Raw genomic sequence first — 24,606 nt, 5'->3', positions numbered from 1 at the left:
GGCAAGATCGTGCTGCCGGAAGAGGTCATCCACTACTCCGAGTGGGTGCACGTCATGCGCAACCGGATTGCCTCGGAGCTGCAGACCAAGGACATCTCGCACATCCGGGCGACGGTTCACGCGGCGTGCCACTACTACAAGATGGTGCACGAGGATGCCATCTACGACCCGGAGGTCATGGGTGGCAACCGCACCGCGCCGGGCTCCTCGCTGGTGCAGGCGATGGGTGCGCAGCTCATTGACTACTCCACGTGGTACGACTGCTGCGGTTTCGGATTCCGGCACATCATTTCCGAGCGCGAGTTCACGCGCAGCTTCACCATGGACCGCAAGATCCGGGTGGCGCGCGAGGAGGCGCAGGCGGACGTGATGCTGGGGATTGATACGGGTTGTATCACGACCATGGACAAGAACCAGTGGATCGGCAAGGCGCACGAGCAGGCGTACAGCATGCCCATCATGGCGGATGTGCAGTTTGCGGCGCTGGCGTGTGGTGCGGACCCGTTCAAGATTGTGCAGCTGCAGTGGCACGCCTCGCCGTGCGAGGAGCTCGTCGAGAAGATGGGCATCAGCTGGACGGACGCCAAGAAGGACTTCGAGGAATACCTCAAGGAAGTCGAGGCCGGCAACATCGAGTACCTCTACAATCCGGAGCTCGCCGTCAGCGGCTCCACTGCCTAACGGCCAACACCAGGAGGTAACGGACATGGCTTACAGTGACAAGGTCATCGACCACTACGAGCATCCGCGCAACGTCGGCGCCTTCGAGAAGGGCGACGAGTCGGTGGGCACCGGCATGGTCGGCGCCCCCGCCTGCGGGGACGTGATGCGGCTGCAGATCAAGGTCAACGACGAGGGCGTCATCGAGGACGCCAAGTTCAAGACCTACGGCTGCGGCTCGGCCATTGCCTCCAGCAGCCTGCTCACCGAGTGGGTGAAGGGCAAGACGCTGGAGGAGGCCCAGCAGATCCGGAACACGGACATCGCCGAGGAGCTGGCGCTGCCGCCGGTGAAGATCCACTGCTCGGTGCTGGCGGAGGACGCCATCAAGTCCGCCATCCAGGACTACGAGTCCCACAGCTCCGGAGCGGCCTCCGATAGCGCCCCCGCCGAGGCCGCCAGCGCCTGACGCCCGTCGGGCACCTATCCGCCCCGCTACGGCGGGGTTCAACCCTTTGCTTGCTTTGCCTCCAGGGCTGGCCGCCGCCAGCCCTTCTTTTTTGTCCGCCCTGCTGGAACCCCTCCCGATTGCCGCGGTCTTTTCCGGATGAGCCGCTTTACTCGCCGCCGCCGCCGCGCGAGGATCGAACGGGATAACCGAGGGAGCGCCCATGAACATCACCGCGGATCTGGTCCCCGATCTCTGGCTGTGGCTCAGCCATTTGCTCTTCGGCGTCCTGGTGCTCTATCTGGTGTGGACGACACCCTGGCGACAACTGCAGGAGCGGCCCTTCATCCACGTGCTGGCGGGCTTCACGGTGAGCCTGCTCATCCTCTGGGCGATCAATGTCTCCGCCTCCGAGGGGCTGCACTACCATTTCCTCGGGGCGACGCTGTTCACCCTGATGTTCGGCTGGCCCTTCGGCCTGTGGGGGATGATCGTCACCGTCTTCGGCGCTACGGCCTACGGGCTCGGTGACTGGCACAGCGTCTCGCTCAATGCCCTGTTGCTGGCGGTTCTGCCGGTCTACCTGACCTTCAGCATCCTGCGCATGCAGGAGCGCTATCTGCCGGACCACTTCTTCATCTACGTCTACGGCAGCGGCTTTTTCGGGGCGGCGCTGGTGGTGGGGGTAACCGCGGTAGCCTCGGCGCTGACCCTGGTGGTGACCGGGGCCTATCCGCTGCAGCGGGTCTTCGACCACTTCCTGGCCTTCACGCCGCTGATCATGTTTGCGGAGGCCTTCCTCACCGGCATGCTGATGACCCTGGCCGTGGTCTTCCGGCCGGACTGGGTGGCCACCTTCTCGGACGAGCGCTATATCAAGGGGAAATAGTCCCATGGACAACGCCTTCTGGCTGGAGCGGTGGCAGAACAACCGTATCGGCTTCCACGAGGGGCGGGTGAATACCCACCTGGAGAACTACTGGCACCAGCTCGACCTGGCACCGGGGGCGCGGGTCTTCGTGCCGCTGTGCGGCAAGGCGCGGGATCTGCTCTGGCTGCGCGCCCAGGGCCACGAGGTGGTCGCGGTGGAGGTCTCGGCCATCGCCGTGCGCGATTTCTTCGCCGAGAACGACCTGCGCCCGGTGGTGGAGCAGTTCGAGGATCGCGAATACTGGCGTGAGGACGGCTTCACCATCATCCGCGGGGACTTCTTCGATATCACCGAGGAGGAGGTGGCCGGCTGCGCCGGGGTCTTCGACCGCGCCTCCCTCATCGCCCTGCCGCCCTCCATGCGCGCCGATTATGCCGCCCACCTCAAGGCCATCCTACCCGGCTGGGCCCAGACCCTGCTGGTGACCCTGGAGTACGACCCGGCGGAGATGGACGGGCCTCCCTTCCCGGTGAGCGAGGACGAGGTCCGTGCCCTCTATACCGACATCTGGCGGGTGGAGCGGCTCTGGCAGGCGGCCGTGCTGGACGAGCAGCCGCACTTCCGCGACCGCGGCCTCACGGCGCTGCGCGAGACCGTCTACCGGCTGGCGCCCTACTGAGCCGGCTGGACCGCGACCTCGCCGGCCCGGGCCGGCCACGGGAGTTCGACCCCCAGTTGCCGCGCCAGCGCCCGGTTGGGTTCCCGGTAGTACTCGGCCAGGTCCTGGCGCGTGGTGGCGGTCACCCCTGGCGACTCTCGCCGTAGCCGCGCGAGGGGGCGAACCAGGGGGCGCCACAGGCCCGGATGGTCGCCAATGAGGGGCAGCCGGGAGAGCCAGGTGGTCGGGTCGTCCCGTCGGGCATTGTAGCGGTGGTAGAGGTGCGCCGGGGTGAAGTCGGGGGCGACGCCCAGGTGGGTGAATACCTGCCGCATGGTTTCGGCCTTGTGCTCGTCGGCCATCTCCCGCTCGTGGAAGAGCACCAGTAGCTGCTCCCGGGGAAATCGCTCCAGCCACGGGGCGAGATGGTCCGCGTATCGTCCCTTGTCCAGGATCCCGAGCTCCGGTGGCGCGGTGAACGGATCGGCCCCGGCCGGGAGCCGCCCCCTTTGCTGATGGTGATGGAGGGCGGAGAGGGCCCGCTCCACCGGGTCCCGCAGGCAGACCACCAGGCGGATCCCGGGAAACCAGCGGTGCACGGTCTCGGCCGCCGGGATCCGCTCCCCGTTCTCCCCCGTCTCGCTGGCGTAGAGGTAGTCCGGCGTGAACTCCCCCAGTGCCCGGATCCCCGGCGGGCGCCGGAACTGCCGGCGATAGCCCTCCAGCCCCTCTGCCCGGTGCTGCGGGATATTGAAGAAGTGCAGTTCCTTGCGCTCCCCCGTACCCACCTGCGGATGCTGGCTGACCATCTCGGCCAGCCAGGTGGTCCCGCACTTCTGGCCCCCGATGACCAGGAACGTGGGGTCGACCGGTGTACTTCCCATGGCATTCTCCCGAACGGATGCGCCGCCAGTCTCCTTCCTAACACATCGTGGATCCGTTTCTTGTTCGGAAGCTGCTCAATCGCGCGGGATTACACCCGAATGCCCGATTTTTGCGTAGGGTAGGCGCCGAAGCATGGCGTACGCTTGCCTCCTAGCAGAGGAGAGCTGTCCATGCAGGAAGTCAGCGAGGCGAGCGGTAGTGTCCAGGCGGTGGCAGCCGGCCGGGCCCATCTGCATGCGGAGGTCCATCGCGGCCTGGCCGGGCTGGAGCGGGTCCGGGAGGAATGGGCCGATCTCGCCCGGGGTGATTCCCGGGCCCACTACTACCACCACCCGGGCTGGCTGCTGGCCAGCCTGGAGCACCTCTATACCGCCACGGGGGATCCCTGGCTCTTCCTCTTTCGGGACGAGGCCGGCCAGTTGCGGGCGCTGATCCCCCTGGTGCGCCAGGCGGGCGGGGAATGGCGCGCCCCCCGGAACGACCAGACGAGCTATGTGGACCTCGTGGCCGCCGACGATGCGATGGCGCGGGAGGCCCTGCGCCTGCTCCCGCGCGTGGTCGGGCGCCACGGCGGGGGGCGTCTGGTCTTCGACCGGGTGCTGGCGGGAAGCAACCTGCTGGTCCCGGGCGGTGGTGCCCGAGTGGAATCCCTGCCCGACAAGCGCAGTGACTGGGTGGACCTGGAGGGCGGTAGTGAGGCGGTCTTCGCCCATCTGGGCCGGCACTTTCGCAAGGAGCTACGGCGCAAGCGCCGTCGCGCCGAGGAGCACGGCCCGCTGGCCTTCCGGGCCTCGCTGGCCGGTTCCGCCACGGCGGCCGAACGGGAAGAGGCCTTCGCCGACTTCCTCCGCCTGGAGGCGGGCGGCTGGAAGGGTGCCCACGGCACCGGTACGGCCATCGCCCTCCACCCGGAACTGCGCGCCTTCTATGCCCGTCTGCTGGATGAGTTCACCACCGAGCCGCGCTGGCGGATCCATCGCCTGTTCCTCGGCGAGGAGTGCGTGGCCGCGCAACTCGCCGTGGAGTGCAGCGGGACGGTCTATCTCCTCAAGATCGCCTTCGACGAGGCGTATGCCGGCGCGAGTCCGGGCCTGCTGGCGGTGGCCTCCCTCATCGAGGCCCTGGACGCCGAGCCGGCAGTGCAGCGGCTGACCTTCGTCACCGGCAATCGCTATCAGGATGTCTGGCGGCCACGGCAACGGGCCGTCTACCGCGTCACCCTCTACACCCCCGGGCTGTCCGGCCGGGTGGCGTGGGCGACTGACGGTGCCAGGAGCGGCCTTCGCCGCCTGCGCGCCGTACTGGCCGGCCTCCGGCATCTCCGGGGCGGCAACACCAAGGAAAAGGGAGCAGGGCACTAACGATGGTCATCCTGGGACTGAACTACGCCTTTCACGACTCTACCGCCTGCCTGGTGCGGGACGGGGAGCTGGTCATCGCCATCGAGGAGGAGCGACTGACCCGCGACAAGCACACCGCCGCCTTCCCCCAGCGGGCCATCGATCGATGTCTGAAGGAGGCCGGGCTGACCTACGAGGATATCGACCACGTGGCCGTCGCCTTCGATCCCCGCCTGGATCTGGGGCGAAAGGCGCTCTACCCCCTTCGCCACCCTCGGGCCCTCAAGGGCTTTGCTAGCCACGAGTGGCGTACCGTGGTGCAGAAGCCGCGCTATCTACGGCGGTGGATGGCACAGACCTGGCCCAATCCGGCCCAGCGCCCCCGATTGCACGCCGTGGGCCACCACATGGCCCACGTGGCGGGGAGCTTCTTCATCTGCCCCTGGGAGGAGGCGGCGCTGCTCTCCCTGGATGGCTCCGGTGAGTGGGCCACCGGCCTCATCGGCCAGGGGCGGGGGACCGATGTCGAGGTCTTCCGGGAGAGCTACTTCCCCATGTCCCTGGGCAGCGTCTACGAGGCAGCCACGGAGTTCTGCGGCTTCCAGCCCAACTACGACGAGGGCAAGACCATGGGGCTCGCCCCGCTGGGGGACCCGGAGCGCTTCATCGACGCCGCCCGGGACACCGTGTGGGTGGAGCCGGACGGTGCTGTCCGCGTGGACCTCGGCTGGTTCGACTATCCCGACTGGAAGGGGCATCGCTACGGCGAGAAGTTCGTCCGCGTCTTCGGCCAGCCCCGACGTAAGGGGGAAGAGTTCCAGCAGCACCATCTGGATGTCGCCGCCGCCTTCCAGCAGGTCATGGAGGAGCGGGGGCTGGAACTGGCCGGGATCCTCCGGCGATGGACCGACCATCGCCACCTGGTGGTGGCCGGCGGCGTCGCCCTGAATTCGGTGATGAACGGCCGCCTGGTGCGGGAGGCCGGCTTCGACGATATCTACGTCATGCCGGCCGCCGGTGACAACGGCACCGCCATCGGTGCCGCCTACTGGGTCTGGAACCGGGAACTGGGCCGGCCGCGCAATTTCGTCCACATGGACCCGTACATCGGCAACGGCTACGACGATGCCGCCATCCAGGCGGTGCTGGCCGAGTGCAAGCTGCCGGCGGAGCGCGACGAGGATGTCGTGGGCACCGCCGCGCGCCTGCTCCACGAGGGGAAGATCATCGGCTGGTTCCAGGGCCGTATGGAGATCGGACCGCGCGCCCTGGGCAACCGCAGCATCCTTGCCGATCCCACTCGCGCCGACACCAAGGACCGGGTCAACGCCGAGGTAAAGCACCGCGAGGCCTACCGGCCCTTCGCCCCCTCGGTGCCGGCGGAGCACAAGGAGAAGTGGTTCGAGACGGAGGTGGAGGCCCCCTTCATGCTCAAGGTCTGCGATGTCCGGCCCGAGGCGCGGGAGCAGATCCCGGCGGTCACCCACGTGGATGGCAGTGCGCGGCTGCAGACAGTGAGCAAGGAGACCAATCCGCGCTATCACGAGCTGCTGGAGCGCTTCGGCGAGCTATCCGGCATCCCGGTGGTGCTCAACACCAGCTTCAACATCATGGGCGAGCCCATGGTGGAGTCGCCCTGGGACGCCATCCGGTGTTTCTACTCCACGGGCCTGGATGCCCTGGTGCTCGGCGATTACGTGCTAACCAAGTAAGAGGGCGAGTCCCATGCGACGCAATACCACGATGCCCCGCACGCTGACGGTCTGGCTGATGGCGCTCCTGCTCGCCTGGCCCCTGGTCACGGCCGCCGTGGTCCTGGTGGACGAGCTCCTTGGCGACGGGCTCTTCCGCTATCGCCTTTTCCACACCGGCTGGAAGGGCCTGCTGGCGGAACTGGCCACCGACTACCTCCGGTCTCTGCCCTGGCTGGCCGGTCTGCAGCTCCTTCATGCGGCCCTCTTCGCGTGGCTGGCCCCGCTGCCTTCCCTGTTCCTGGTGCTGGTCGCCGCTGCCGCCACGGGCTGGGGGCTGGGTGGCGTCGCGGCCGCTATGGCACTCCTGGGGCTCTCCCTGGTCATGGTCCTGCTCACTCGGGTCGGTGGACTGGTGCCGGGGGTGAGGGGATGAAGGCACACTGGCCTTTTGCGCTGCTCATGGTGCTGGGTGCTGGCGCCGTGGTTGCCGAGGATCGTGTCTGGCTCGTGGGGGGCGGTCCCCACGCCTCCGGTTCTCAGGTCTCCATCGAGCTGAATACCCGGTGGATCGCTGACTGGCTGCGCGAGGAGGGCCTGCAGGATGGCCTGCGGATCCGCTACAACGATGGCGACGCCCCCGGGGCGGACGTCAAGCTGCGCCCGCGGGGGGAGGGCACCGGTGAAGGACCGGACCTGACCCCCCTGGTCTACGTCTTCGGCGCCCCCTCCACGGCGGGTGAACGGTATCGCAACCACCGAGTGCGTGGAGTGGAGGGCACTACAGTCGTGGGGCCCCTGGTCACGGCCCTGGAGGCGGACGTCCAGGAGCTGGAGTCCGGCGACGACCTCTGGTTCCTCTACCAGGGCCACGGCCTCCAGGATCCGGAAGACCATTCCCGTAACACCCTCCGCCTCTGGGGCGACACGGAGCTCTCCGTGCGCCGCCTCGAGGGGCTGCTGGACAGGTTGGAGCCCGGGGTGACCACCCGATTCTTCTTCCCCCAGTGCTATTCCGGCGGCTTCGCCCGGCTGATGTACGACGACCCGGCCGACCCCGACGCGCTGGCCGGGGGGCGCTGCGGCTTTCTGGCCCAGGCGCCGGACCGCCAGTCCGAGGGCTGCACGCCGAGTATCGAGGCCGGGGAGTATCGCGACTACTCCACCTACTTCTTCGCCGCCCTGACCGGCGAGCGGCGCACCGGCGAGGCGCTGGAGCGGGATCCCGACCGCGATGGCGACGGCCGGGTGAGCTTGCGCGAGGCTCACCTCCACGCCCTGGCCACGGCCGACAGTGCCGACCTCTCCCGTGCTACCAGCGAGGCCTTCCTGGAGGACTGGGAGCCCTGGTGGCTGCGCTGGGTGGGGACCGCGGGCGTCCCCGACAACGTCTACGGCAATCTGGCGGTGGAGGTGGCCGCCGACCGGGGGCTGGATCCCACCGACCCGATGCCGGCCGTCCACCAGGGTCTGGACCGGACCAAGCGGGAATGGGAGCGCCTGCGCCGCGAGCTGGACACCGCCCGGGAGCGGATTCGGGAGCTGCAGCGGACGGTGCGCGAGCGGGCGGAGGAGCGCTGGCCGGCGCTGGCCAGCCGTTACTCCACCGCCGCCCTGGAGCAGCTCATGCATGACCCGGAACCGGTGCTGGACTGGCTGCGCGCCGATCCCGACTATCCGGCACTGGTGGAGGCCATCCATCGCCAGCGCCGACTGGAGGCCGAGGAGCTGGCGGTCCAGCGCGAGCGTGCCGGGTATGAGCGGGTCCTGCGGCTGCGCCGCCTGGCGCGGCTCAAGGCCCGGTTCGAACGCTTCGCCAGCGAGGAGGAGCGGGCCGCCTACCGGGAGCTGGTGGCGTGCGAGTCGTGGGTACCGGGCGAGCCCTGACGGCCGCCCTAGCCCCCCTCCTCATCGGCGATGACCGCCAGGAACTCGTCGGCCCAGAGGGTGAGCTTGTGCTCACCCACACCGGGCAGCGCCGCGAAGTCCGCCGGCCCGGCGGGGCGGCGCCGGACCATCTCGGCCAGGGTGCGGTCGGGGAAGATGACGTAGGGCGGGATCTCCTGCTCCTCGGCCAGCTCCCGGCGGCGCCGGCGCAGGGCCTGCCAGAGGGCCTCGTCTTCCGGGGTCTCGAAGGCCACGGTACTGTCGCCCCGGGCCCCGCTGCGGCTGCGGTTGCCCTCTTCCCGGCGCAGGTGGACCACCTCCTCGCCGCGCAGGACCGGGCGGGCGGTCTCGGTGAGCCGGAGGCCGCCGTGGCCCTCGGCGTCCACGGCGAGCATGCCGCGGGCGATGAGCTGGCGGTAGACCGCCTTCCACTGGTTGGCGCCGAGCTCGGTGCCGATGCCGAAGGTGGAGACCCGATCGTGGCCCAGGCGGCGTATCCGGTCGTCGGCCCGGCCGCGCAGGACCTCGCTGAGGTGGGAGACGCCGAAGCGCTGGCCCGTCCGCCAGACACAGGAGAGCGCCTTGCGGCTCGCCTCGGTGGCATCCCAGGTGGCCGGTGGTTCCAGGCAGTTGTCGCAGTTGCCGCAGGGCTCGGCCAGATCGTCGCCGAAGTAGCGCAGAAGGGCCTGGCGGCGACAGGCGGTGATCTCCGCCAGGCCGAGCATGGCCTCGAGCTTGTGCCGTTCCACCTGCTTGCGGGCGGAGTCGGCGCCGGACTCGTCCACCATGCGGCGCAGGGTGATGACGTCCTGCAGGCCGAAGTGGAGCCAGGCATCGGCGGCCTCGCCGTCGCGGCCGGCGCGTCCGGTCTCCTGGTAGTAGGCCTCGATGCTCCGCGGCAGATTCAGGTGGGCGACGAAGCGGACATCCGGCTTGTCGATCCCCATGCCGAAGGCGATGGTGGCCACCACCACCACGCCCTCCTCGTGGATGAAACGCCGCTGGTTCATCGCCCGCTCGGTCTGGCTCAGGCCGGCATGGTAGGGCAGGGCGGTGAGGCCGCGCTCCGCCAGCCAGGCGGCGGTCTCCTCCACCTTGCGCCGGGAGAGGCAGTAGACGATCCCCGCCTCGCCATCGTGGCGGCGCCGGATGAAGTCCAGCAGCCGCTGGCGGCCGTCGCCCCCCTGGGTGAGGTGGTAGCGGATGTTGGGGCGGTCGAAGCCGCCGATGAAGGTCTCGCCGTCGTGCAGCGCCAGCCGCTGGATGATCTCCGCCCGCGTCGGCTCGTCGGCGGTGGCGGTGAGTGCCATGCGGGGAACATCGGGGAAGCGCTCCGCCAGGGTGCCGAGGCCGGCGTAGTCCGGGCGGAAGTCGTGGCCCCACTGGGAGACGCAGTGGGCCTCGTCGATGGCAAAGAGCGCCACGTGGACCCGCCGGAGCAGGGCGAGGAAGCGCTCGGTGAGCAGCCGCTCCGGGGCCACGTAGACCAGGTCGTACTCACCGGCCATGAGCCCCTGTTCCACCGCCCGTGCCGTCTCCGGCTCCAGGGTGGAGTTCAGCGCCGCGGCGCGGACCCCGGCCTGCTCCAGGGCGGCCACCTGGTCGCCCATCAGCGCAATGAGGGGGCTGACCACGATGGCTGTCCCGGTCCGGGCCAGGGCGGGCACCTGATAGCAGAGCGACTTGCCGCCGCCGGTGGGCAGGACCACCAGGGCATCACGGCCGGCGGTCACCGCCTCCACTACCTCGCCCTGCAAGGGGCGGAAGGCGTCGAAGCCGAAGACCTCGCGCAGGATGCGGTGGGGGTCGCCGTGGCTGGGGCGGCTCATCGCAACTCCGATCGCATCCGGGGAAGCGCACGTTCTACACGCCCCGCCCGGGCCGGGGCAAGTCTCGCGACCACCGGGATTAAGTGCAGCCCTGGCGGTTTCGGCGCCGGTGGTGGCCCTGCGCGACTATCGCCATGCGTCTGGTCCGCTGTCAGTCCTGACTCTCCGCGAACCCCTTGCGTCGCATCTCCCCCCATCCCTGCTTGCGGCGGAGGTAGTCCCACCAGCCGAGCATGCGCCAGAAGTTGTTGATCTGCCGATATCCGAAGTGCTCCAGCGCCGCGCTCAGGGTCAGGCGTGCCAGGTCGCCCGGCTCCGGGTAGCGACGCAGCTCAAGCTCTTCCAGGACCAGGGCGCCTACCGACAGGAAAACCCCGTAGGCGAACACCATGCCGAGATAGGCCAGGAAGAATTCCAGATCCAGCAGGCCCGTGGCGTAGAAAAGGGGGATGAGGAAGTAGCCCAGTAGCTCCAGCAGCGGTCCGGCCACGTCCGAGATCAACATGTTGGTATAGCCCACGGTTCCGGAGATCCCGTAGCGAGGGCGCATGAACATGACGCGGTGCTTGAAGAAGGTCTCCAGTCCACCCCGCTGCCAGCGCCGGCGCTGCCGGGCGAGGGTGCCCAGCCGTTCCGGAACCTCGGTCCAGGAAACCGGGTCGGGGACGAACCGGATGGCGTAGTCGCGGTCCTTCTCCCCTTGCAGGCGATGGATCTTGACGATGATCTCCATGTCCTCGCCCACCGTGCCGTGGCTGTACCCGCCTACCTCGATCGCCACATTGCGCCGGAAGATCCCGAAGGCTCCCGAGATGAGCATCATGGCGCCCCACTCGCTCCAGGCCAGCCGCGCCATGAGGAAGGCGCGCAGGTATTCATTGATCTGGAACCGGGCCAGCCAGCTGCGGGGGAGGCCCATCTCCAGTATTCGCCCGCGGCGTACCCGGCAGTCGTTGACGACCCGGATTGTCCCCCCGACCGCCACTACCCGATCCGGATCGTCCATGAAAGGCTGGACTGCTCGCAGCAGGGAATCGTTCTCGAGCAGACTGTCGGCATCCACGGAGCAGAACAGGGGCATCCGGGAGAGATTGATGCCGGCGTTCAGGCTGTCGGCCTTGCCGCCATTTTCCTTGTCCACGACCAGCAAGCGGGGGTAGTCGGGATTGGCATACAGGCCTCGAATCTCGGCATGGGGTACGGCCTCGGGATAGGCACGCTCGACCGGCTCGAGACCATAGGCCTCTTGGAGCGCCGTCAGGGTGTCGTCGGTGGAACCGTCGTTGATGACGATGACTTCGAAATTGGGGTAGTGCAGGGAGAGCATGGAGCGCACGCTCTCCACGATCCCGGCTTGCTCGTTGTAGGCCGGCATGAGGATGGAAATGGGCACGGTTGTCTCGGCGAAGTTCCACCAGGCCGAGAGATTGCCGGACAGTACCCGCCGCCGTCGCAGGGCCCGGTAGGCAGTGAACAACTGAAAGGTGTAGAGCAGGTTCTGCAGGAGTCCTGTGGCCAAGATCAGGACGCTGAACCACAGGCCGATTCGTAACAGGGTGCCCAGGCTGCCTTCTGGAAGTGTCGCCTCACCACTGATCAGTTCCAGTATCAAAGCCCATTCTCCGCCAGTATGGCCCGAGCTACGGTTTCGGGCCCTTCCTGTGCCAGGTCCAGCCCCCGGGGTTCGGCAACAGCGCCTCGCCGAGCCGCTTCCCGGAGAAGGATCAGCCCTTGGGGCCCCAGCTTCAGCAGGGCCTGGCCGGCACGGAAACGGACCCACCACTGCGGATCGGCCAGGGCCTCGGCAATCCGGGGCGTAAACTCCCGCAGACCGATCCGGGAGGCGCAGATGATGGCCTGGCCACGAACTGCCCAGCTCTCATCGGTGAGCCCGATGCTGATGGCGGAACGGGCCGAGGGATGGCCGAGGCTACCGAGGGCCCGGAAGGCCGCGGCCCGGACATCGGCATGGCATCCGTCCGTGGCCAGATTCCGCAGCAGCGCCAGGTAACCCAGGTCGCTGCCGTGGCTGAGGGCGTCCGTGAGCAGGGCCAGAAGCTGGTGGTCCTCCTCGCACTTCGCCTGCTCCTGGATATAGGTGCTGAACTCTCCCGGTGCATGGGCAGCCTTCTTGCGCAACAGGGCCTGAAAGCTCCGCACGGATATTGCGCCGGGATACCAGGTCTGAACGATGATTCGCTCCAGCGAAGGCGGGCTCCCGCCATCCACCAGAGCGCGGGCGGCGGTCAGCCGCACCGAGGCATCCCGGTCGTTCTTCAGGGCGTTCCCCAGGGCAAAGCGAACCTCATTATCCTGATCCACCAGATCGGCCAGGAGGACCGCGGCCTGGACCCGGTCCGGCAGGCTCCGTTTCCCGAGGCGACCGATTTCCTCGCGTACCGCGCCCGATTGCTGGAGCAGGCGCGCTATGCGCCGGGCCTCTTCGCCTCGCACCGTATTGAGCAGATGGTGGCCGAGCTCCATCATCAAAAGTCGGTCCCGGCGGGAGAGGTCAGGTGGTTCCGTGCCGTCCTCCCAGTTGAACAATTGGCCCTTGAGAACGGTCTTGCGTTCTTCGTCCCGCCTGTGGCGGCGGCGAAGCCACAGGCGCCGCAGGATGAGAAAGCCCATGACGAGGAGCGAAAACGAAGCGAGGCCGAGGGCCGTCCACCAGAAGATCATGAACATGGGTGGACCCCGATTCAGTGCCGCAAGGTGAGGCTGCAACGCCATTCCTGGCGCCGCCATCCAGCTACATGGTCACGGTCCTGCCGGGTCCGGGTGCAGGACAAACGTTGGTTGTCGGCGAATTGCCAGGCGAGCCCGCCGAAGGCGGTGCGCACCTCGGGCGCCTCTTCCCCTACCAAGTCGCCGTCAGTTTCGTATGCCACGCTGTAGCCGCCGTAGACTTCCCAATCGCGGTTCAGTCGGCTGTCCAGACGCAACGAATACCCCGTTCGCCACTCGCCCTGGCTGTCACGGATCTCCAGAAGCCGTAGGGTTGTTCGCAGGCGGGCACCATGGTCGGCAATGAAAAAGGACTGCTCCACAGCGGGGCCCAACAGATCCGTGGTGCCATCGGCATAGGTGCGTCGGCTTACTGTGGTGTCCAGAGCCGTTGGACCGAGGAGGGTTCCCCCCTGTCGCAGGCGCCAGTTTCCGCCTACCAACCAGTAGCTGCGAGGCAGGAACTCGGCTCCTCGGCCAACGCCTGCCTCGGCCCGGAGAGTCGCATTGGGGAGGAGGGGAAGGATGCCGCCCAGCCCGAGCTGCGTGGCTGAGTCGCCCACGCGGACGGCACGGTGGACATGGCCGGTCAGCGTCCAGGGGCGCTTGGCTGCCGGGCCCCCGAAAGTTCGGGCGGCGGCAAGATTCGTTTCCTGCCAGTCGAGCTCGGCATCGCCGATGCGCACGCGGCTGCGGGCGTGGGTCAGGTCGAAGCGCCAGCGGGTATGCGCGTCTCGGGCCTGGCGGATGCGCTCGAGTCCCGAGCGGGCCTGCTCCGAGTCAGGGGTCCGTTCCAGGGCATCTCGATAGTGACCCGCCGCTGCGGTCAGGTCACCGCGATAGAAGGCCAGTTGACCGCGCAGGGAGTGGGCGGCCGCCAGATCCGGGTTCCGCTCCAGCACCGCGGTGATCCGTTTCTCGCTTTCTGGATAGTCCTCTCGCCAGGCGTGGACTCGCGCGAGGTCCAGCAGAATGTCCGTATTTTCGGGCTCAAGCGTGCGGGCCTGGCGGAGCCGTTGCAGGGCTCGCTCATAATCGTCCTGATAGGCTGCTGCGAGTCCCCAGCGGCGCAGGATCTCGGCGTTACCGGGTTGCTGGCGATGGAGTTTTCCGAGCTGCTCCTCGGCGGCGGCCCAGTTGCCGGCGGCCCAGGAGGATTCCGCCTGTTCGCGGAGGGAAGCACTCTCGCCGGATGTTGCACTTGAGGCCGGGGTAGCAAGGGTCGCCACAAGGGCAAATGCACCGACGGTAATGGGCCACCGAAGGGCTCGGATCCTCATCCGGCTGTTTTGTCCTTGTCGAGAAGTCTCTGGATCCGGGTTAATAGTTCCTTGACCATGAAAGGTTTGACCAGGTAATCGCTGGCCCCGAGGTCCAGTCCGCTGACCACGTCCTGTTCAAGGCCGCGGCCGGTAAGGACCATGACCGGAAGGTCCGGATGGGCGGATTTGGTCTTCAGGGTACGCAGGACCTCGAAGCCATCCATCCCGGGCAGCATGATGTCCAGGAGCAGCGCATCGGGCGTCCTCTTCTGTACGCTATCCAGGGCGGACTCGCCGTCGCTGACCCGCTCCACAGAGAATCCGGCTTCCTGAAGCTTGAATTCGATAAGCTCCGCCAGCAGGTCGTCGTCTTCCGCTACCAGAATGCGACTGTCCAATTCCATAGATTCCTGGTTTCAGCGGCCGGGGCATTACCCCCCGCTGTTGTTCTGCCGCGACCGACAACCGCTTGGCGGCTGCACTCCCCTTGTGGCCTCCTGATGTCGGTAAGCACTCCATGCTCGTCATCCGACCGTCCGCTCTCGCCACGGAGCCTCGAGCCCTGGCAGCAATATTTCTACTGGATGTCCTTATTCCTTGCAATAAAAAAGCCGCCCGAGGGCGGCTTTGGAAGGGTGTTTGGTGGAGGCGGCGTCCACCGTCGCCCCGTTGCACCCCGTTGCCCCTGTAAGCCATACGTCGTTGATATGGCGGCAGTTATCGGCCTTCCCTAGTTGCTTATCGTTGCTCCTTGTCGCGTCCCATGTCAAGCGGTATGGTATACCCAATGGCATATCCACAGAGGAGGGGAGCGGATGCCCAAGGTTGCGAAAGAGCTGTCGGCGGTGGAGGTCAAGCGGCTATCCAAGCCCGGCTTTCACGCGGTCGGGGGTGTCTCCGGGCTGGTGCTCCGTGTGAAGGAGACCGGCAGCCGCCAATGGGTGCTCCGCACCACGTTGAGCGGCAAGCGGCACAACATCGGCCTAGGGGGCTTCCCTGACGTGACGCTCGCGCAAGCTCGAGAGAGGGCGCGGGAGTACAAGGAACAGATATGGCGGGGCGAGGACCCGCTGGCCGCGCGGCGGGCCGCAGAAGACGCCCGGCGGGCCGAGGAAGCCAAGCGCGTGACCTTCGAGGAGGCCGCCCGGCGGTGTCATGAGGCGAAGGCCGCGGAGTTCCGCAACGAGAAGCATCAGCGCGACTGGATCATCAGCCTGGAGCGGTACGCGTTCCCGGAACTCGGTTCGATTTCCGTTGCAGAAATCGAATTGCCCCACGTGCTCAAGGCGCTGGAGCCGATCTGGTCCACGAAGACCGAGACGGCCACACGGGTTCGTCAGCGGATCGAAACGGTCCTGACGTGGGCCACCGTCTCCGGCTACCGGGAGGGCGAGAATCCGGCCCGGTGGGCGGGCAATCTGGAGGTCGCGCTGCCGGCGCCCCGCAAGATCCGCAAGGTCCAGCACCACCGGGCGCTCCCGTGGAAGGAGGTTCCCGGCTTCATGGCGGCGCTACGCCAGCGCGAGGGCATGGGGGCGCGGGCGCTGGAGTTCGCGATCCTGACGGCCGCCCGCTCCGGGGAAGTCCGCGGCGCCCGATGGAGCGAGATCGACCTGCCGGGCCGCGTCTGGACCGTGCCAGCCGACCGAATCAAGGCCGGGAAAGAGCATCGGGTCCCGCTGTCCGACGATGCCGTCGCGCTCCTGGAGTCGCTGCCGAGGTTCGAGGGGTCCGATCTGGTCTTCACCACATCGCGCGGCGGCGGGCTCTCGGACGCCACCATTTCCGCCGTCTGTAAGCGCATGGGTGTGGATGCCACGCCGCACGGCTTCCGGTCGAGCCTGAAAGATTGGGCGCGGTCCTGTACCACCTTCGCGGACGAGGTTTCCGAGCTGGCCCTGGCCCACGTGAACAGCGACGCCACGCGGAGCGCCTATGCCCGCGACGAGCTGCTGCCCCAGCGGGCGCGGCTCATGGCCGATTGGGCGCACTTCTGCCGCCACGGCGAGCCGGAGGCGGCCACGGTGACCAGCATCGGGGAGGGCCGGGCATGAGCGGCTGCGACGAGAACGGCGACCCGCTGGACCCGCTGCACCCGTGGTATACAGACCAGCGGACGCGGGAGGAAGCGATCTCCGAGCGGCTGGAGAAGTTCCGGCGGGCCTTCAACGACGGCCACCAGGAGGCGCTGGAGGCCGCGCTGAAGCAATGCGACGCCGCCGGCCGAGAGCTGCCGGGGTGGGCCGTGCGCCCGTTGGCGGAGAGCCTGCAGCGTGACCGGCGCAACGAGAGCCGCGGCCAGCGTGGCCGCAAGCCCTGGGAAGGGCAGCACGCCGACGACATGGAGGACCTGGACCGCTTCGAGGCGGTGCGCGAGGCCGTGGCGGTCGAGGGGTACGCGTGGGATGACGCCTACGCGGCGGCGTCGAGGGTCCTCTACGGTCACGACGGCCACGAAGACGCCGTGAAGAAAGCCCACCAGCGCGTAAAGCGGCGGATGGAAGCCGAGCCCGGCCGCTACCTCGCGCTGCGTTCGCCGTGCCGACGCAGGGTAACGTAACCCCCGATTTGTTTCCCTGACATCACGGGGCGGCCGCCCCCTATCGTTTGCCCTGCAAAGCCAAGCAACGGGGCAGACGATGACCGACCAATTTCTTACTGACCGTGACCTCGCCGCCCGCCTAGGTGTCCACAGGACCACGCCCTGGCGGTGGGCGGCCGGGGGCGACTTCCCGCAACCGATCCGCCTGGCGCCCAATTGCTCCCGCTGGCGCGAGAGCGACATCGAAGCGTGGCTGGCCGAGCGCGCGGCCGCTGCCGGGGCGGAATGATGGAGGGCCTCAACGAGAAAGCCCCCGCCCCGGCGGCCACCGGGAGCGAGGGCCGAGATTTCACCACTAGCGCCCCCAATATCGCCCGCGTTGTCGGCAATGTCAACAAGGTCGCCTTCATCCTGTGGCGGCCGGAATGGGACGCCGGCCGCCAGAAGTGGCAGAAGTTCCCGGTATCCCCGCACACGGGGGAGACTGTCAACGCCCACGACCCCGCGCACCACGTAGACCGAGCGACCGCCGACGCGCAAGCCGCCGCCCGGGGCCTGGGGGTCGCCCTGGTACTGACCGCCGGGGACCCGCTGTTCGCGCTGGACCTAGACCACTGCCTGCGCGACGGCCAGTGGAGCCCCCGGGCGGTGGAGCTGTGCCAACGGTTCGCCGGCGCCTACGTGGAGGTCGGCTACTCCGGCGACGGGCTCCACATCATCGGCAGCTATACCGGCCCCGAGCCTGCCCACGGCTGCAAGAACGTGGCCGAGGGGTTGGAGCTCTACACCAGCGGCCGCTTCATCGCCCTGACCGGAAGCGGCGCCCGGGGCTCGATGGACGCCGACCAGACGCTCGCCCTGTACCAGACGATCCACGACCTGTTCCCCGCGCCTGCGGGCGGCACCGGCGGCGAGGTCCCCGACGAGGGGCCGCGGTCGGACTGGGATGGTCACGCCGATGACGACGACCTCCTGGCCGCTGCGCTCGAGTCCGGCGGCGCCCGGGCCGTATTCGGCCACGGTGTGACCTTCGCGGACCTGTGGCACGGCGACGAGGACGCCCTGGGGCGCCAGTGGCCCGACCCGGAGCAGGGGCGAGCCTTCGACGCCAGCCACGCCGACGCCGCTCTTGCCCAGCATCTCGCCTTTTGGACCGGGTGCGATACAGGCCGGATGGAACGGTTGATGCGCCGCTCCGAGCTGGCCCGGGAGAAGTGGGAGAGGGCCGATTACCTCCCGCGCACCATCGCCCGGGCCTGCGAGCGCCAGACGGAGGTCCACCAGCGGGGCGGGGTGGAGCCAGCGGCCACGGGTGGGGCGGTATTCGATCCCGACGAACCGGGGACGCCGGACCTGTCCCATGACGGCCTCGCGCTCGCCCTGGGTGCGGCCGGCGGCTGGAATGACCGCGCCCGCTACGTCGCCGCCTGGGGGCGGTGGCTCTTCTGGACCGGGAGCCGCTGGAAGCCCGACGAGCGCCTGCGTCACCTATCGGAGGTCCGCGATTTTCTGCGCACCGTGGCCGCCGACCTGGAGCGGTGGGCCGCCACCCGCGCGGCGACGATGGAGCCGGAGGCCGGCGAGAAGCTGCAAAAGTGGGCCAGGGGCGAATCCCGTCAGCTCCGCCAGGCGCAGAGCAGGGCCAACGTGGAGTCGACGGCACGTAGCAACCCCGACCTGACCGCCGGCCCCGATCAGTTCGACGCCGACGCCGACCTCCTGGGGACACCCGGCGGCGTCGTGGACCTGCGGAGCGGCGAGCTGCGGGCGGCCACACCGGCCGATGGTGTGACCAAGCTGACGGCGGCCACACCAGCCGAGCCGGGCGCCACGCCCGCCCGCTGGCTGGCCTTCCTGGAGACGGCGACCGGCGGCGACCGGGAGCTGGCCGACTACCTGCAGCGGCTGGCCGGCTACATGCTTACCGGCCGTGTGGACGAGCACGCCGTCGCCTTCATCCACGGCCCGGGCGGTGACGGGAAGTCTACCCTGATCAATGCCCTTTTCGAGTTGCTGGCGGATTACGCCGTCCGGCTGCCGGCCGAGGCGCTGCTGCTTACCAGTGGCCAGCGGCACCCGACCGACCTCGCCAGCCTGGCCGGCGCCCGGCTGGCGGTGACGAGTGAAATCCCGGCCGGGCGCTCCTGGAACGCGAGCCTGGTGAAGGATCTTTCGAGCGGTGACCCCATCGCCGCCCGGCGGATGCGGTCAGACTTCTTCGAGTTCCGGCCGCAATGCCTGCTGACGGTCGTGGGGAACCACCTGCCCAGCCTGGGGACCGTGGACGCCGCCATCACCCGGCGCCTGCACCTGATCCCCTTCGACCAGAGCCTGCCGCCGGAACGACAGGACCCCGGCCTCCCGGCCATCCTGCGAGCGGAGTTCCCGGCCATCCTGCGGTGGGCCATCGAGGGAGCGGTCGCGTGGTATCGAGACGGGCTCCAGGCGCCGGAGCGGGTCCACGCGGCCGCGGCGGAGTACCTGGCCGGGGAGGACACCCTGGGGCAGTTCCTGACCGAGCTGGTGACCGCTGACCCGACCGGCCCCGGAGTCCCAGTGGGCGAGCTGCACGCGGCGCATACCGCGTGGACCACCCGGCGGGGCGAGCGGCCGTGGAGTCAGCGAGCGTTCGGGCAAGCGTTGAGGGAGCGCGGTTTCCACATTCGGAGGACCGAGGATGCCCGCCGGCTGGATGGTCACGCCATGCGGCCATGACGGTCCTGACGGGTCTGACGCTTGCACATATTTTCGGCGTCCGCGAGAAACCATCCCTAATACATATGACGGCTAAAAATGGGCGAAGCGTCAGACCCGTCATTCGAGTCATCAAAACTGTGAAATTTCAGAGGAGACAGAAAAATGAGCGACGATCAGCAATTCCGTGTGGAATTAGCAGCAAAAATCATGGCAGGCAGCGAGGGAGCCGACAGCCCGAACCCGTACCCGGCCGCCGTGAAGGCGCTTGCCGCTGCCGACGCGCTCCTGTGGGCCGCCGAAGCTGGCGACCTGGGGGCAGCCTGGGAGGCGGCGAAGTTGGTGCCACCGCGCTTCGGCTGACCGTCGCCACCGCCAGCCCCCGGCGGTCGCTTCGATGCGCAGAAGTCGGAAAAAAGTTCAGGGGCTGGCGGCGGCGGAACGGCGCGGGAACTCGATTCTGACCGCTAACACACGCATAGCCGGGGGATTACTTTTCGCGGCGAGAAGCTGGAAAAAAGTTGACAACCTGGAGGCGACGGAGCAGGGCGGGCACCCAATCTAGATCGCTTGCCGGGAATATTTCGGGAGAAACCCCATGAAGCAAGGTGCAAGTACCATGCCAACCGCCAGTCGTGCGCGCGCACGCGCGAGGGCCGAGGCCCGTGTGGAATTGGAGCAACGCCGACCGCCGCCGCGACCGGCGCCGCCCCCTCCCGGCGTGGGGCTGCAGCGGTGGCGGGCTGCCGTCCATGAGGCCGGCCACCTCACCGTGGCCTGGGCTCACGGGGCCACGCTCCGTGGCGGGGAGGTTTACGCCGAGGGCGGCCGCTGCCGGTACGACCTGCCGAACCTCACCACGTCGGCGCCGCGGATCGCCGGTGCGCTGGGTGGCCCGCTGGCCGAGCGTCACCTGGCCGGCGGCCAGTGGCCGGACTGTATCAGCGCCGACGACCAGCGGCTAGTCGATTTCGAGCTGGCCGGCTCCGACGAGTCCGCGGGCCGCCGGCTTCGACTGCGGGGCGAGGCGCTGGCCCTCGCCGCCATCCACAAATACCGGGCCGGGTTGCTTGCCGTAGCGCAGAGCCTGGCCCACCACGGGCAGATCGACGGTCGCCAGGCGGCGGCCGCCCTGCGAGTAGCCGCCGGCGAGTAGCCGGCCACCACTAGCAAGCAAGAGGTATGCCAACATGAAACGCAAGAACGAACTGACCCCCGAGAACGTCCCCGCTGTGGATGACCTGTCGCCGGAGCTGCGGGCCGCCCGCCAGCGCCGGGACGAGCTGCGGGCCGCTGTCAGCCGGTTGGACAGCCAGATCGCGGAGGAGTCCCGGCGGCTGTCCGAGGCGCCGGACCCGTCGGCGCTGCTGGACGCCGACGACCTGGACGCGGCCCTGGCCGAGCCGGTCCAGAGCAACCGGGCGGAGCTGGAGGCACTGCAGACCCGCCGCCACCAGGCCAGCGTGGCCGCCGCCGAAGCGGCCGAGCGTGTAGAGGCGCTGGAGAGGCAGGCCGCCCGCGCGGTGGGCGATGCGATCCGGCCCGGGTGGGATGCGCTGGTGGCCGAGCAAGCCCGGCTGGTGGCCGAGCTGGCCGCGGCGATGGAGCGTTATCACGCCATCCAGGACCAGCTACCCGGAAATTCCGCCGAGTCGGCCGGGCTGCCCCCGTTCGCCCTTCGCGGCCCGCTGGGGCAGGGGCTCCAGACCGCCGCCAAGCAGGCCGTGGGTAAAGGGCTGCTGACCCTCGATGACCTGCCGGCGGGCTGGGGCCGGTAGCCATGAGCGGGTCGAGCCGGGACGAAATCCCGCGCGGCGGCGCCACGTTGGAGCAAGTCGGCGCCGAGCTGGGGGTCACGCGGGAACGCGCCCGCCAGATCGAAGCGCAGGCCCTGGCGAAGCTCCGGCGGAACCTGGAGGCGCGGGGATTGGGCCTCGACGACCTCCTACCGGAGCGGATCGGCGGCCCCGGGTCGAGCCTGGAAGCCGACGATCTGTAGCCGGCCCGGCTCGCCCCCTGTGACCACACCATCCACGCCCCGCCAGCGCGCGGGGCTTTTTCATGCGCGCACGAAAAGGGGCCGCCCATCCCTGAGCGGCCCCGATCCGGCTTCCCTTCGCGTTGTGCGGGCGAGTCTACCTCACTCCGCACCTTCCCAGCTATAGGGCTCCGCGCCCTCAATATCCCAGCCGCCGCCCTTCGCGACGATGGCCGAGCCGTCCTGGAATGCGAAGCGGGTTGCTTCGTCCAGCCCTTCCTCCTGGCGCTCGACCCTGGCGCCCTGGGCTTCCGCGAACTCCGCCAGCGTGTCGCCGCTGACCGGGTGGGTCCAGCGTTGGCCGTCGTTGCCGAACGCGGTGACCACATGCTCCGCCGTGGTCATCCGCTCCAGGATCTCCGCTTCGATGGCTTCCACCGTCTCCGCGTCGCTGTCTTCCTGTTCATCCGTGGCCGGGGTCAGGCGGGCCACCATCATGGGGAGGTCGCTATCGGCCGGCCGGACGTGGTAGCCGCTCCAGCTACGGTCGGGGGCCGTGACGTGGCTCCCGTACTCCAGGCCCTCGACGGTGCGACCTTCGGGGATGCGGGTGTTGAGGTACTGCATGGCGCTTCTCCTGTTCGTGGTCCGTGTGATCAGGGAAGGCCGATCCTACCGTTTCGGGGATGGCATGCCGGTTGGCATACCCGTTGGAGAATCGCTCCTAAGTGATTGATTCTCCGGGATGGATGGTGGAGGCGGCGGGAATTGAACCCGCGTCCGCGGAGATTCTACCGTCGGCTCTACATGCTTAGTCCGTCCATTACATTCGCTGACCGCTACCCGACGGACAGGGAGCACGGCCAACTAGTCCAGTTGGGGTTTAACGGGTCGGCCCTGGACGAACCTTCCCGCGATCCTGTTATTGGCGACCCCCGCTACCCGTGTGAACAGGCACACCTCGGGGCGGAGGCTAGCCGTCTTTAAGCGGCTAGGGCGTAGTTGTCGTCGTTGGCAACTATCTTTTTTGCAGAGGGATTTACGAGGGACTCTGCATCCTCGGCATGCACCTCGGGCGTCCTCTTCCACGTCGAACCCAGGTCGCCCCCGTTGCTACATAAGACAGTATAGGGTCGGGAGGGTTCCCTTCCAAGGGTGATCAGCGATTCTTTTCCTTGAGCAGACGGGCGCGCTCGCGCTCCCAGTCGCGTTCCTTGATGTCGGCGCGCTTGTCATGCTTCTTCTTGCCCTTGGCCAGGCCGATGTCCAGCTTGGCCTTGCCGCGCTTCCAGTGGAGCTGCAGCGGGACGACGGTGTAGCCCTTCTGCTCGGTGGCGCCGATGAGCTTCTTGAGCTCGTCCTTGTGGAGCAGGAGCTTGCGCGTGCGCTGGGGGTCGGCCACGACGTGGGTGGAGGCGGTGGGCAGAGGGGTGATGAGCCCGCCCAGGAGGAAGGCCTCGCCGTGGTGGATGAGGACATAGGCCTCCTGGATCTGGGCCCGGCCGGCGCGCAGCGCCTTGACCTCCCAGCCCTCCAGCGCCACGCCCGCCTCGAAGGTCTCCTCGATGGTGAAGTCGTGGCGGGCCTTGCGGTTGACGGCGATGACATTCTCGCCGAGCTTGCCCTTTTTCGTCCCCTTAGCCATGAACGCATTATAACGCCCGCAAGCCGCTGGCTGATACCGCTTTCTGCCCCGCCGTCTTGAGGGGGTGGGGGCTTTCCACCACAATACCGCCTCGCGGTTCCGGCAGCCCGAGAGGCAGGTATGTCCGCTCAACGCACCTCGTATCACGGCCAGTGGTCCTCGCGCTGGATCTTCATCATGGCCGCTACCGGCTCCGCCGTGGGGCTCGGGAACATCTGGAAGTTCCCCTACATGGCGGGGGAGAACGGGGGAGGCGCCTTCGTCCTCGTCTACCTCGCCTGTATCGCCATCATCGGGCTTCCGGTGATGATCGGCGAGATCCTCATCGGCCGACGGGGGCGGCAGAGCCCCATCAACACCATGCGGGCCCTGGTAGCCGACGGCGCCCACTGGGATGGGTGGCGCTTCGTGGGCTGGCTGGGGGTGCTGGCCGGTTTCATCATCCTCTCCTTCTACAGCGTGGTGGCCGGCTGGGCTCTGAGTTACGTGGGGGAGGCGGCGTCCGGTGCCTTCGTGGGTGTCGAGTCGGCCACCATTACGGCGCTGTTCAACGATCTCAAAGGGGACCCGTGGCGGCTGCTCCTCTGGCATACCCTCTTCATGGCCCTGACCATCGGCGTGGTCGCCCGGGGGGTCCAGAGCGGCCTGGAGCAGGCGGTGCGCTATCTCATGCCGGCGCTCTTCCTGCTGCTGGTGGTGCTCACCGGCTACGCCATGCAGAGCAGCGGTTTCGACGAGGGGCTGGCCTTCCTGCTGCGGCCCGACTTCGGCGCCCTCTCCGCCAATGGGATCCTGGCGGCCATGGGGCAGGCCTTCTTTACCCTGAGCCTGGGGATGGGGGCCATCATGGTCTACGGCTCCTACCTGCCGGCGGATGCTTCCATCCCGCGCACGGCGGCCACCATCGCCGTGATGGACACCACCGTCGCCCTGCTGGCCGGCATTGCCATCTTCCCGCTGGTCTTCACCCACGGTCTCAGCCCGAGCAGCGGGCCCGGGCTCATCTTCGAGACCCTGCCGCTGGCCTTCGGTGCCATGCCGGGCGGGGTGTTCTTCGGGACGCTCTTCTTCCTGCTCCTGGTCTTCGCCGCCTGGACATCGGCCATCTCGCTCATCGAGCCCATGGTCGCCTACCTGGTGGAGAACCGGGACTGGGGCCGGATTCCGGCCGCGGTGGCCAGCGGCGGGGCGGCCTGGGTTGTGGGCCTGGGGTCGGTGGTCTCCCTGAACGTGGCCTCCGGCTTCGATATCTTCTTCGGCCTGACCTGGTTCGGCTTCGCCGATTACCTGACCACCAATATCATGCTGCCGCTGGGCGGGCTGCTCATCGCCATCTTTGCCGGCTGGGTGATGCCGCGCTCGGCTGTCATAGAGGAGGTGGGGCTGACCGGCCTCCTGTTCCGGGTCTGGTACGGCCTGGTTCGCTACGTCACGCCGGTGGGGGTGGGGATCGTCTTCCTCCACGCCATCGGCCTTATCGGAGGGTAGG

At 68.3% G+C, this 24,606-nt stretch carries 24 protein-coding genes, 1 other RNA gene and 1 pseudogene; 17 read left to right on the top strand and 9 right to left on the bottom strand.

Going from position 1 to position 24,606, the window contains the following annotated elements:
• From BM272_RS12410 to BM272_RS12395, 4 genes are all read left to right on the top strand, one after another.
• A partial coding sequence (locus BM272_RS12410) for a heterodisulfide reductase-related iron-sulfur binding cluster (protein WP_275886941.1) occupies positions 1-681 on the top strand: 681 nt, incomplete at its 5' end.
• Between the two features lie 25 nt (positions 682-706).
• On the top strand, positions 707-1,129 hold the full coding sequence (gene iscU / locus BM272_RS12405) for a Fe-S cluster assembly scaffold IscU (protein ID WP_093429113.1): 423 nt from the start codon (positions 707-709) through the stop codon (positions 1,127-1,129).
• Positions 1,130-1,331: 202 nt separating this feature from the next.
• The gene (locus BM272_RS12400; RefSeq protein ID WP_093429112.1) at positions 1,332-1,997 is read left to right on the top strand and encodes an energy-coupling factor ABC transporter permease; all 666 of its coding nucleotides are present in this window, start codon (positions 1,332-1,334) and stop codon (positions 1,995-1,997) included.
• Positions 1,998-2,001: 4 nt separating this feature from the next.
• Positions 2,002-2,658, top strand: coding sequence for a thiopurine S-methyltransferase (locus tag BM272_RS12395; protein ID WP_093429111.1), 657 nt, complete (start codon positions 2,002-2,004; stop codon positions 2,656-2,658).
• Here the strand turns inward: BM272_RS12395 and BM272_RS12390 are convergent.
• Positions 2,652-3,521, bottom strand: a complete 870-nt coding sequence (locus BM272_RS12390; RefSeq protein WP_093429110.1) for a sulfotransferase domain-containing protein — start codon at positions 3,519-3,521, stop codon at positions 2,652-2,654. The two genes, BM272_RS12395 and BM272_RS12390, sit on opposite strands and share 7 nt — an antisense overlap.
• A gap of 171 nt (positions 3,522-3,692) precedes the next feature.
• Between BM272_RS12390 and BM272_RS12385 the strand changes: the two genes are divergently transcribed.
• Genes BM272_RS12385 through BM272_RS12370 form a run of 4 tightly spaced genes read left to right on the top strand, consistent with a single transcriptional unit; the run spans position 3,693 to position 8,440 of the window.
• The gene (locus BM272_RS12385; RefSeq protein WP_093429109.1) at positions 3,693-4,883 is read left to right on the top strand and encodes a GNAT family N-acetyltransferase; all 1,191 of its coding nucleotides are present in this window, start codon (positions 3,693-3,695) and stop codon (positions 4,881-4,883) included.
• Between the two features lie 2 nt (positions 4,884-4,885).
• Positions 4,886-6,574, top strand: a complete 1,689-nt coding sequence (locus BM272_RS12380) for a carbamoyltransferase family protein (RefSeq protein ID WP_093429108.1) — start codon at positions 4,886-4,888, stop codon at positions 6,572-6,574.
• Positions 6,575-6,587: 13 nt separating this feature from the next.
• Positions 6,588-6,989 carry a hypothetical protein gene (locus tag BM272_RS12375; RefSeq protein ID WP_093429107.1) on the top strand — a complete coding sequence of 134 codons (402 nt, stop codon included), beginning with the start codon at positions 6,588-6,590 and terminating at the stop codon, positions 6,987-6,989.
• Positions 6,986-8,440 (top strand): hypothetical protein, encoded by a 1,455-nt coding sequence (locus BM272_RS12370; protein ID WP_143613274.1) that lies wholly within the window; start codon positions 6,986-6,988, stop codon positions 8,438-8,440. The genes BM272_RS12375 and BM272_RS12370 overlap by 4 nt, the downstream gene beginning before the upstream one ends.
• An 8-nt stretch (positions 8,441-8,448) precedes the next feature.
• On the opposite strand, the gene recQ is transcribed toward BM272_RS12370, so the two are convergent.
• From recQ to BM272_RS12345, 5 genes are all read right to left on the bottom strand, one after another.
• Positions 8,449-10,269, bottom strand: a complete 1,821-nt coding sequence (gene recQ / locus BM272_RS12365) for a DNA helicase RecQ (RefSeq protein WP_093429105.1) — start codon at positions 10,267-10,269, stop codon at positions 8,449-8,451.
• Between the two features lie 151 nt (positions 10,270-10,420).
• The gene (locus BM272_RS12360; protein WP_093429104.1) at positions 10,421-11,881 is read right to left on the bottom strand and encodes a glycosyltransferase family 2 protein; all 1,461 of its coding nucleotides are present in this window, start codon (positions 11,879-11,881) and stop codon (positions 10,421-10,423) included.
• Positions 11,878-12,957 carry a HEAT repeat domain-containing protein gene (locus BM272_RS12355; protein WP_159433092.1) on the bottom strand — a complete coding sequence of 360 codons (1,080 nt, stop codon included), beginning with the start codon at positions 12,955-12,957 and terminating at the stop codon, positions 11,878-11,880. The genes BM272_RS12360 and BM272_RS12355 overlap by 4 nt, the downstream gene beginning before the upstream one ends.
• 14 nt (positions 12,958-12,971) lie before the next feature.
• A complete protein-coding gene (locus BM272_RS12350) occupies positions 12,972-14,276 on the bottom strand; it encodes a tetratricopeptide repeat protein (RefSeq protein WP_093429102.1) in 1,305 nt (434 codons plus the stop codon).
• Entirely contained in the window at positions 14,273-14,656 is a 384-nt protein-coding gene (locus BM272_RS12345; RefSeq protein ID WP_205407813.1) for a response regulator transcription factor, read from the bottom strand. Before BM272_RS12345 ends, BM272_RS12350 begins: the two co-directional genes overlap by 4 nt.
• Before the next feature lie 417 nt (positions 14,657-15,073).
• Here BM272_RS12345 and BM272_RS12340 point away from each other — a divergent pair, with 417 nt between their 5' ends.
• From BM272_RS12340 to BM272_RS12305, 8 genes and pseudogenes are all read left to right on the top strand, one after another.
• Positions 15,074-16,312 (top strand): tyrosine-type recombinase/integrase, encoded by a 1,239-nt coding sequence (locus BM272_RS12340; protein WP_093429100.1) that lies wholly within the window; start codon positions 15,074-15,076, stop codon positions 16,310-16,312.
• Positions 16,309-16,818: a hypothetical protein gene (locus tag BM272_RS12335; protein ID WP_093429099.1), complete on the top strand. Its 510-nt coding sequence runs from the start codon at positions 16,309-16,311 to the stop codon at positions 16,816-16,818. Before BM272_RS12340 ends, BM272_RS12335 begins: the two co-directional genes overlap by 4 nt.
• Before the next feature lie 79 nt (positions 16,819-16,897).
• Positions 16,898-17,089, top strand: coding sequence for a helix-turn-helix transcriptional regulator (locus BM272_RS12330; protein ID WP_093429098.1), 192 nt, complete (start codon positions 16,898-16,900; stop codon positions 17,087-17,089).
• The gene (locus tag BM272_RS12325; RefSeq protein WP_093429097.1) at positions 17,086-19,515 is read left to right on the top strand and encodes a phage/plasmid primase, P4 family; all 2,430 of its coding nucleotides are present in this window, start codon (positions 17,086-17,088) and stop codon (positions 19,513-19,515) included. The genes BM272_RS12330 and BM272_RS12325 overlap by 4 nt, the downstream gene beginning before the upstream one ends.
• Before the next feature lie 144 nt (positions 19,516-19,659).
• Entirely contained in the window at positions 19,660-19,857 is a 198-nt protein-coding gene (locus tag BM272_RS12320) for a hypothetical protein (protein ID WP_093429096.1), read from the top strand.
• 304 nt (positions 19,858-20,161) lie between these two features.
• The gene (locus BM272_RS12315; protein ID WP_143613272.1) at positions 20,162-20,650 is read left to right on the top strand and encodes a hypothetical protein; all 489 of its coding nucleotides are present in this window, start codon (positions 20,162-20,164) and stop codon (positions 20,648-20,650) included.
• 34 nt (positions 20,651-20,684) lie between these two features.
• On the top strand, positions 20,685-21,272 hold the full coding sequence (locus tag BM272_RS12310) for a hypothetical protein (protein WP_093429094.1): 588 nt from the start codon (positions 20,685-20,687) through the stop codon (positions 21,270-21,272).
• A gap of 41 nt (positions 21,273-21,313) precedes the next feature.
• Positions 21,314-21,493 (top strand): annotated as a pseudogene (locus BM272_RS12305) (sigma factor-like helix-turn-helix DNA-binding protein); the annotation flags it as partial.
• Positions 21,494-21,634: 141 nt separating this feature from the next.
• On the opposite strand, the gene BM272_RS12300 reads toward BM272_RS12305, so the two are convergent.
• From BM272_RS12300 to smpB, 3 genes are all read right to left on the bottom strand, one after another.
• Positions 21,635-22,099 carry a hypothetical protein gene (locus BM272_RS12300; protein ID WP_093429092.1) on the bottom strand — a complete coding sequence of 155 codons (465 nt, stop codon included), beginning with the start codon at positions 22,097-22,099 and terminating at the stop codon, positions 21,635-21,637.
• A 123-nt stretch (positions 22,100-22,222) separates the two neighbouring features.
• Positions 22,223-22,581, bottom strand: a transfer-messenger RNA (tmRNA) gene (gene ssrA, locus BM272_RS12295).
• A 50-nt stretch (positions 22,582-22,631) separates the two neighbouring features.
• On the bottom strand, positions 22,632-23,117 hold the full coding sequence (gene smpB, locus BM272_RS12290; protein WP_093429091.1) for an SsrA-binding protein SmpB: 486 nt from the start codon (positions 23,115-23,117) through the stop codon (positions 22,632-22,634).
• Between the two features lie 120 nt (positions 23,118-23,237).
• Between smpB and BM272_RS12285 the strand changes: the two genes are divergently transcribed.
• Positions 23,238-24,605: a sodium-dependent transporter gene (locus BM272_RS12285; protein WP_093429090.1), complete on the top strand. Its 1,368-nt coding sequence runs from the start codon at positions 23,238-23,240 to the stop codon at positions 24,603-24,605.
• The last annotated feature ends 1 nt before the right edge of the window (position 24,606 follow it).

Origin of the sequence: Thiohalospira halophila DSM 15071 (assembly GCF_900112605.1) — a bacterium.
Classification (GTDB): Bacteria; Pseudomonadota; Gammaproteobacteria; order Thiohalospirales; family Thiohalospiraceae; genus Thiohalospira; species Thiohalospira halophila.
Note: the sequence above shows the minus strand (reverse complement) of the source record. Positions and strands in the feature narration are given on the sequence as shown.